This window comes from Paracoccus rhizosphaerae (assembly GCF_026162645.1).
GTDB classification, from domain to species: domain Bacteria; phylum Pseudomonadota; class Alphaproteobacteria; order Rhodobacterales; family Rhodobacteraceae; genus Paracoccus; species Paracoccus rhizosphaerae.
On record NZ_JAOTBE010000025.1, the window covers coordinates 42,989 to 50,458 of the forward strand.

Annotated in this window: 6 protein-coding genes; all 6 read left to right on the forward strand. The window is 67.0% G+C overall.

Translation table 11 applies throughout. From position 1 onward, the window contains the following. Positions 1-35 precede the first annotated feature (35 nt). The gene (gene pip, locus OC184_RS10655; protein WP_265507177.1) at positions 36-1,034 is read left to right on the forward strand and encodes a prolyl aminopeptidase; all 999 of its coding nucleotides are present in this window, start codon (positions 36-38) and stop codon (positions 1,032-1,034) included. Further along, positions 1,031-1,489: a tryptophan-rich sensory protein TspO gene (tspO, locus tag OC184_RS10660; RefSeq protein ID WP_265507178.1), complete on the forward strand. Its 459-nt coding sequence runs from the start codon at positions 1,031-1,033 to the stop codon at positions 1,487-1,489. The genes pip and tspO overlap by 4 nt, the downstream gene beginning before the upstream one ends. Positions 1,490-1,618: 129 nt before the next feature. After that, positions 1,619-2,254 carry a ribosome maturation factor RimP gene (gene rimP / locus OC184_RS10665; protein WP_265507179.1) on the forward strand — a complete coding sequence of 212 codons (636 nt, stop codon included), beginning with the start codon at positions 1,619-1,621 and terminating at the stop codon, positions 2,252-2,254. Between the two features lie 3 nt (positions 2,255-2,257). Further along, positions 2,258-3,940 (forward strand): transcription termination factor NusA, encoded by a 1,683-nt coding sequence (gene nusA / locus OC184_RS10670; protein ID WP_265507180.1) that lies wholly within the window; start codon positions 2,258-2,260, stop codon positions 3,938-3,940. A 22-nt stretch (positions 3,941-3,962) separates the two neighbouring features. After that, positions 3,963-4,583 (forward strand): RNA-binding protein, encoded by a 621-nt coding sequence (locus OC184_RS10675; protein WP_265507181.1) that lies wholly within the window; start codon positions 3,963-3,965, stop codon positions 4,581-4,583. 8 nt (positions 4,584-4,591) lie between these two features. Beyond that, the gene (gene infB, locus OC184_RS10680) at positions 4,592-7,135 is read left to right on the forward strand and encodes a translation initiation factor IF-2 (RefSeq protein ID WP_265507182.1); all 2,544 of its coding nucleotides are present in this window, start codon (positions 4,592-4,594) and stop codon (positions 7,133-7,135) included. Positions 7,136-7,470: the final 335 nt, after the last annotated feature.

Sequence of the window (7,470 nt, forward strand, 5' to 3'; positions counted from 1 at the left end):
TGGCGGGCGGCGTCAATGGGCCTTATAGTAGGAGGATGGACCGATTGGCAGGACAAATCTCCGCGTCACATGGCCGCCTTCACCCGGCGGTCGAGCCCTATGCGCGGCACACGATCGAGGTCGGCGACGGCCACAGCCTCTATGTCGAGGAATGCGGCAATCCCGAAGGACGGCCCGTCCTGGTGCTGCACGGCGGCCCCGGCGGCGGCTGCAGCCCGTTCATGCGGCGCTTCTTCGACGCATCCCATTACCGGGTCGTGCTGTTCGACCAGCGCGGCTGCGGGCGGTCGCGCCCGACGGCCGAGGTTCAGGCGAACACCACCGACCATCTTGTGGCCGACATCGCGGCGATCCGCGCGCAGTTGGGCGTCGGCCGCTGGCTGCTGTTCGGCGGCAGCTGGGGGGCGACGCTGGCGCTGGCCTATGCCGAGGCGCATCCGGATCACGTCAGCGGGCTGATCCTGCGCGGCGTCTTCCTGGGGACGCAAGCCGAGCTGGACTGGTTCTATGGCGGCGGAGCAGCGCGGTTCTTCCCCGACCTCTGGGCGCAGTTCCAGGAGCCGATCCCCCAAGCCGAACGCGGCGACATGATCGGCGCCTATCACCGGCGCCTTTTCGACGACGACCTGGGGCGTCAGGCGCGATATGCTCAGCCCTGGCTCATGTGGGAAAACGCGCTGGCCGGGCTGCAGGCGGCGGGTCTGAGCCACGCGCCCCCGGAATATGCCCGCGCCTTCGCGCGGCTCGAGAACCACTATTTCAGCAACAGGTGCTTCCTCGAGGAGGGCCAGCTTCTGCGCAACCGTTCCCGGATCGAGCATCTGCCGGCGGTGATCGTCCAGGGCCGCTATGACATGGTCTGCCCGCCGATCGGCGCCCATTCGCTGGCGCAGGGCTGGCCGGACTGCGACCTGCGGCTGGTCCCTGCTTCGGGGCATGCCCTGTCCGAACCCCGCATCACCGCCGAACTGGTCGCCGTCATGGATTCGATCCGGGACGAGGACCGCGACCGCAACCGGAAAGCCCGCCGATGACCCTGTTCCTGATCTTCCTGCTGGCCAGCGTCGCCGCGGCCTCGACCGGCGTGATCTTCAAGCCCGGCCCCTGGTATGACCGGCTGAAGAAGCCGTCCTTCACGCCGCCAAAATGGGCATTTCCGGTGGCCTGGACGCTGATCTACCTGCTGTCGGCCGTTGCCGCGGCGCGGGTGGCGGTGCTGCCCGGCGCGGGCGTGGCCTTGGCGCTGTGGGCGGCGCAGATCGCGCTCAACACCCTCTGGACGCCGCTTTTCTTCGGGGCGCGGCAGATGGCGGGTGGCCTTGTGGTCATCGTCACGCTGCTGGTGACGGTGGCCAGCATGACGGCGGCCTTCTGGCAGCTGGACGGCTGGGCCGGGGCGATGCTGCTGCCCTATGTAGCGTGGCTGGTCGTCGCCACTGCGCTCAACTGGTGCATCTGGCGCGACAACCCCGGTGCGGCGGACAGCTGAGTCCGCTTGCATTCCGGCGACCGCGGCGCTATATGGCTTTCAACAGCGGTGCAGGCGTCCAAACCCTGCCCACCGGAACTTCCGCATGGGGCCCGCTGACGGCCCCTTTTTCATGTCCGAAAGGATCCCATGTCCACCGATCTGCCTTCCACGAACGATCTGATCGCGAAGACTGCCATCGACCGCCGCCTAGCCGAGATCATCATGCCGGTGATCGAGGATCTGGGGTTCGAGCTGGTGCGCATCCGCATGCAGGGCGGCAAGACCGCGACGCTGCAGATCATGGCCGACCGCCCCGAGGGCGGCATCAACGTGGACGACTGCGCCGACATCTCGACCGCCGTCAGCGCCACGCTGGATGTCGAGGACCCGATCGCCGACAACTATCACCTCGAGGTCAGCAGCCCCGGCATCGACCGCCCGCTGACCCGGCTGAAGGACTTCGCGACCTTCGAGGGCTATGAGGCGCGGCTGGACCTTTCCCAGCCCATCGATGGTCGCAAGCGCTTCAAGGGCACGCTGGCCGGGGTCGAGGGCGAGGAGGTCCTGATCAACATCGAGGAGCAGGGCGAGACCCACACCATCGGCCTGCATTTCGACCTGCTGGCCGACGCCAAGCTGGTCCTGACGGACGAGCTGATCAAGGAAATGCTGCGTCAGAAGAAGGAAGCCGGGGTCGAGATCGACAACCTGGACGAAACCGCCTTCGACGCGATCGAAACCGACGACAACGATGGCGCCGAGAGCGCCGAGACCAAGGAGTGAGCGATGGCGATCACCTCTGCCAACCAGCTTGAACTGCTGCAGACGGCCGAAGCCGTCGCCCGCGAGAAGATGATCGAGCCCGAGCTGGTCATCGAGGCGATGGAGGACAGCCTCGCCCGTGCCGCCAAGTCGCGCTACGGGGCCGAGATGGACATCCGCGTCAAGATCGACCGCCGGAACGGCAACGCGACCTTCACGCGCGTGCGCACCGTGGTCGAGGACGACGCGGTCGAGAACTATCAGGCCGAATTCACCGCCGAACAGGCCCGCCCCTATTTCGAGCGTCAGCGCGACCCGGCAAACTTCTGGACCCGCGACGATGCGCGGCTGGAGGATTTCGCCGGCGGTCCGCAGGTCGGCGACGTCTATCAGGAGCAGGTGCCCCCGGTCGAATTGGGCCGCATCGCCGCGCAGTCGGCCAAGCAGGTGATCCTGCAGCGCGTCCGCGAGGCCGAGCGCGACCGCCAGTACGAGGAATTCAAGGACCGCGCCGGCACCATCATCAACGGCGTCGTCAAGCGCGAGGAATACGGCAACATCATCGTCGACGTAGGCCGCGGCGAGGCGATCCTGCGCCGCAACGAGAAGATCGGCCGCGAAAGCTATCGCCCGAACGATCGCATCCGCGCCTATGTCAAGGACGTCCGCCGCGAGACGCGCGGGCCGCAGATCTTCCTGTCGCGCACCGACCCGCAGTTCATGGCCGAGCTGTTCAAGATGGAGGTGCCGGAAATCTATGACGGCGTTATCGAAATTAAGGCCGTGGCCCGCGACCCCGGCAGCCGCGCGAAGATCGCGGTCATCAGCTATGACAACTCGATCGACCCCGTCGGCGCCTGCGTCGGCATGCGCGGCAGCCGCGTGCAGGCCGTGGTGGGTGAACTGCAGGGCGAGAAGATCGACATCATTCCGTGGAACGAGGATCAGGCGACGTTCCTAGTGAACGCGCTGCAGCCCGCCGAGGTCAGCAAGGTCGTCTTCGATGAAGAGGCGAACAAGATCGAGGTCGTCGTTCCGGACGAACAGCTGTCGCTGGCCATCGGTCGGCGCGGCCAGAACGTGCGCCTGGCCAGCCAGCTGACCGGCCTCGATATCGACATCCTGACGGATGAGGAGGAATCCAAGCGTCGCCAGGCCGAGTTCAACAGCCGCACCGCCCTCTTCATGGAGGCGCTGGACCTGGACGAATTCTTCGCCCAGCTGCTGGTGGCCGAGGGCTTCACCAACCTCGAAGAGGTGGCTTACGTCGAACAGGACGAGCTGCTCACCATCGACGGCGTGGACGAGGGCACTGCGGCCGAGTTGCAGGCCCGTGCCCGCGACGTGCTGGAGGCGAAGAACAAGGCCGCGCTTGAGGCCGCCCGCGCCCTTGGCGCCGAGGACAGCCTTATTGAATTCGAGGGGCTGACACCCCAGATGGTGGAGGCACTGGCCAAGGACGGCGTGAAGACGCTGGAAGATTTCGCCACCTGCGCCGACTGGGAACTGGCCGGCGGCTGGACCACGGTGAATGGCCAGCGCGTCAAGGACGAGGGCCTGCTGGAGCCCTTCGACATCAGCCTGGAAGAGGCCCAGACCATGGTGATGACCGCCCGCGTCCTGCTGGGCTGGGTCGATCCGACCGAGCTTGAGCCCGAGGCGGACGAGGCCGAAGAGGACGACGACAACGAGGAGGCCGGGGCCTGATCGCCCCGGTTCTGTGCAAAGCTTGAGCCGCGGTGGACGTGACAAGGACCGGGACGACCCGGAACGCCGGTGCATCGCCACCGGAGAGGTTCAGCCCAAGCGCGGGCTGATCCGCTTCGTGATCGGCCCCGAGGCGCAGGTGGTGCCTGACCTGGCCGAGAAGCTGCCGGGCCGCGGCATCTGGGTCGCCGCCGACCGGGCGGCACTGGACCGGGCCGTGGCCAAGGGCCTGTTCTCGCGCGCGGCCCGGACGCAGGTGAACGCAGCGCCGGACCTGGCCGATCTGGTCGAGGCCGGGGTCGCGCGGCGACTGGTCGACCTGATCTCGCTGGCGCGCAAGTCAGGCCGGGCGGTTGCGGGGTTCGAAAAGGTCAAGGGCTGGCTGGCCGAAGGGCGCGCCAAGGTCCTGCTGCAGGCCAGCGACGGGTCGGACCGCGGCAAGGGCAAGCTGTGGACGCCCACCGGCGGACGGTGGTTCGGCTGCCTGACCGCATCAGAATTGGGTTTGTCCTTTGGGCGCGATCATGTCATACACGGCGCGCTTGCGGCGGGTGGCCTGACGGACAAGGTGATCTTGGAAGCCGGCAGACTGACGGGTCTGCGCGGGCATGACGACGGCAATGCGGCCGTCGGGAAGGAATGAAGACGCAGATGAGCGATAAAGACGGAAAATCCCCCCTGGGTCTCGGCGGCAGCGGCCGTTCGGGCCAGGTCAAGCAGAGCTTCAGCCACGGCCGCACGAAAAGCGTGGTCGTCGAGACAAAGCGCAAGCGCGTCGTGGTGCCTAAGGCGGGCGCCGCCCAGACCCAGGTCGCCGACAAGACCAAGACGCCCCTGACCGCCCGGATGGCAGGCGATCCCTCGAAGCGCCCCGCGGGCATCTCGGATGCCGAGATGGAGCGCCGCCTGAAGGCCCTCGCCGCCGCCAAGGCGCGCGAGGCCGATGACGCCGCCCGCCGCGCCGCCGAGGAAAAGGCCCGCGAGGAAGAGCGCGAGCGTCGCCGCGCCGAGATCGAGGCCAAGGCCCGCGAGGAGCGCGAGCGCGAAGAGGCGCTGAAGGCCAAGGCAGAGGAAGAAGCCCGCGCCGCGCGCGAGGCCGAGGAAGCCGCCAAGCGCAAGGCCGAGCCGCGCGCCAAGCCGACCGCCGCCGCCAAGCCGGCCGCGCCCGATCAGGCCGCGATCGAGGCCGCCGCCGCGCGCGCCGAGACGAAGGGCGTTTCGACCGCGGTTGCTCGCAAGCCCGAACGGGTCGAGCGCACCGACCGCGACAAGACCGCCAAGACCACCCGCGACGACAACCGCCGTTCGGGCAAGCTGTCGCTGAACCAGGCGCTGAACGGCGAAGGCGGCCGCCAGCGCAGCATGGCCGCGATGAAGCGCAAGCAGGAGCGCACCCGCCAGAAGGCGATGGGCCAGTCGGTCCGGGCCGAAAAGCAGGTCCGCGACGTCCAGCTGCCCGAAACCATCGTCGTGCAGGAACTGGCCAACCGGATGGCGGAACGCGCCGCCGACGTGGTCAAGTCGTTGATGAAGATGGGTATGATGGTCAGCATGAACCAGCCCATCGACGCCGACACCGCCGAGCTGGTGATCGAGGAATTCGGCCACCGCGCCGTCCGCGTCAGCGATTCGGACGTCGAGCAGGTGATCGACACCGTCACCGACAAGGACGAAGACCTGCAGTCGCGCCCGCCGATCATCACGATCATGGGCCACGTCGACCACGGTAAGACCTCGCTGCTGGACGCGATCCGTCACGCCAACGTCGTCTCGGGCGAGGCCGGCGGCATCACCCAGCATATCGGCGCGTATCAGGTGACGACGGAATCCGGCGCCGTGCTGTCGTTCCTCGACACGCCGGGCCATGCGGCCTTCACCTCGATGAGGGCGCGTGGCGCTCAGGTCACCGACATCGTCGTCCTGGTGGTCGCGGCCGATGACGCCGTGATGCCGCAGACGGTCGAGGCGATCAACCACGCCAAGGCCGCCGGTGTCCCGATGATCGTGGCGATCAACAAGGTCGACAAGCCCTCGGCCGATCCGAACAAGGTTCGTACCGACCTGCTGCAGCACGAGGTCGTGGTCGAGCAGATGTCGGGCGACGTGCAGGATGTCGAGGTCTCGGCCAAGACCGGCCAGGGACTTGATAACCTGCTGGAGGCGATCGCGCTGCAGGCCGAGATCCTCGAACTGAAGGCCAATCCCAAGCGCGCCGCGCAAGGCGCCGTGATCGAGGCGCAGCTGGACGTGGGCCGTGGCCCCGTCGCGACGGTCCTGGTCCAGCACGGCACCCTGCGCCGCGGCGACATCTTCGTCGTGGGTGAACAGTGGGGCAAGGTCCGCGCGCTGATCAACGACAAGGGCGAGCGCGTCGAGGAAGCCGGTCCCTCGGTTCCCGTCGAGGTGTTGGGCCTCAACGGCACGCCCGAGGCGGGCGACGTTCTGAACGTCGTCGAGACCGAAGCCCAGGCGCGCGAGATCGCGGATTACCGCGTCCAGCAGGCCAAGGACAAGCGCGCCGCCGCCGGTGCCGCGACGACGCTGGAACAACTGATGGCCAAGGCCAAGGCCGACGTGAACGTGGCAGAACTGCCGGTGGTCGTGAAGGCCGACGTGCAGGGCTCTGCCGAGGCGATCGTCCAGGCGCTGGAAAAAGTCGGCAACGACGAGGTCCGCGTCCGCGTCCTTCATTATGGCGTTGGCGCGATCACCGAATCGGATATCGGCTTGGCCGAAGCGTCCAGTGCGCCGGTCATCGGCTTCAACGTCCGCGCCAACGCTCCGGCCCGCAATGCCGCCAACCAGAAGGGGGTCGAGATCCGCTACTACTCGATCATCTACGATCTGGTGGATGACATCAAAGCCGCCGCATCCGGCCTTTTGTCAGCTGAGGTTCGCGAAAACTTCATCGGCTATGCTTCGATCAAGGAGGTCTTCAAGGTCACCGGCGTCGGCAAGGTCGCGGGCTGCCTGGTCACCGAGGGCGTTGCTCGCCGGTCCGCCGGTGTGCGCCTGCTGCGCGACGACGTGGTGATCCACGAAGGGACGCTGAAGACCCTCAAGCGCTTCAAGGACGAGGTCAAGGAAGTGCAGTCCGGTCAGGAATGCGGCATGGCCTTCGAGAACTACGACGACATCCGCCCGGGCGATGTCATTGAGATCTTTGAGCGCGAGGAAGTCGAGCGCACGCTCTGACCTTCCCCTTCAAGACGAGCAAGGGCGGCCATCAGGCCGCCCTTTGTCTTTGCAGCCGATGCTGCGCTTGTCCGATCTTGAGGTTGGTTTGCGTGGCCAACGGAGGGCATGCACTTGGGTCGGCCGTGAAACCACAGCCCGATTTCGTATCCGCCAGACACTGCGCATGGAGCAGAAACTGGGAGTAATGAGCGAAAGTTGGTGATGCCTCGGGGGGGGGGGGGCGGCATATCATGGCGGTGATCAGAACGCCGTCAATTCTCAACCGAGAAAGGGATATGCCCATGCCAGAGACTACCATCACCCAGCTGCCCGATCCATCCGGATTCAGCGCC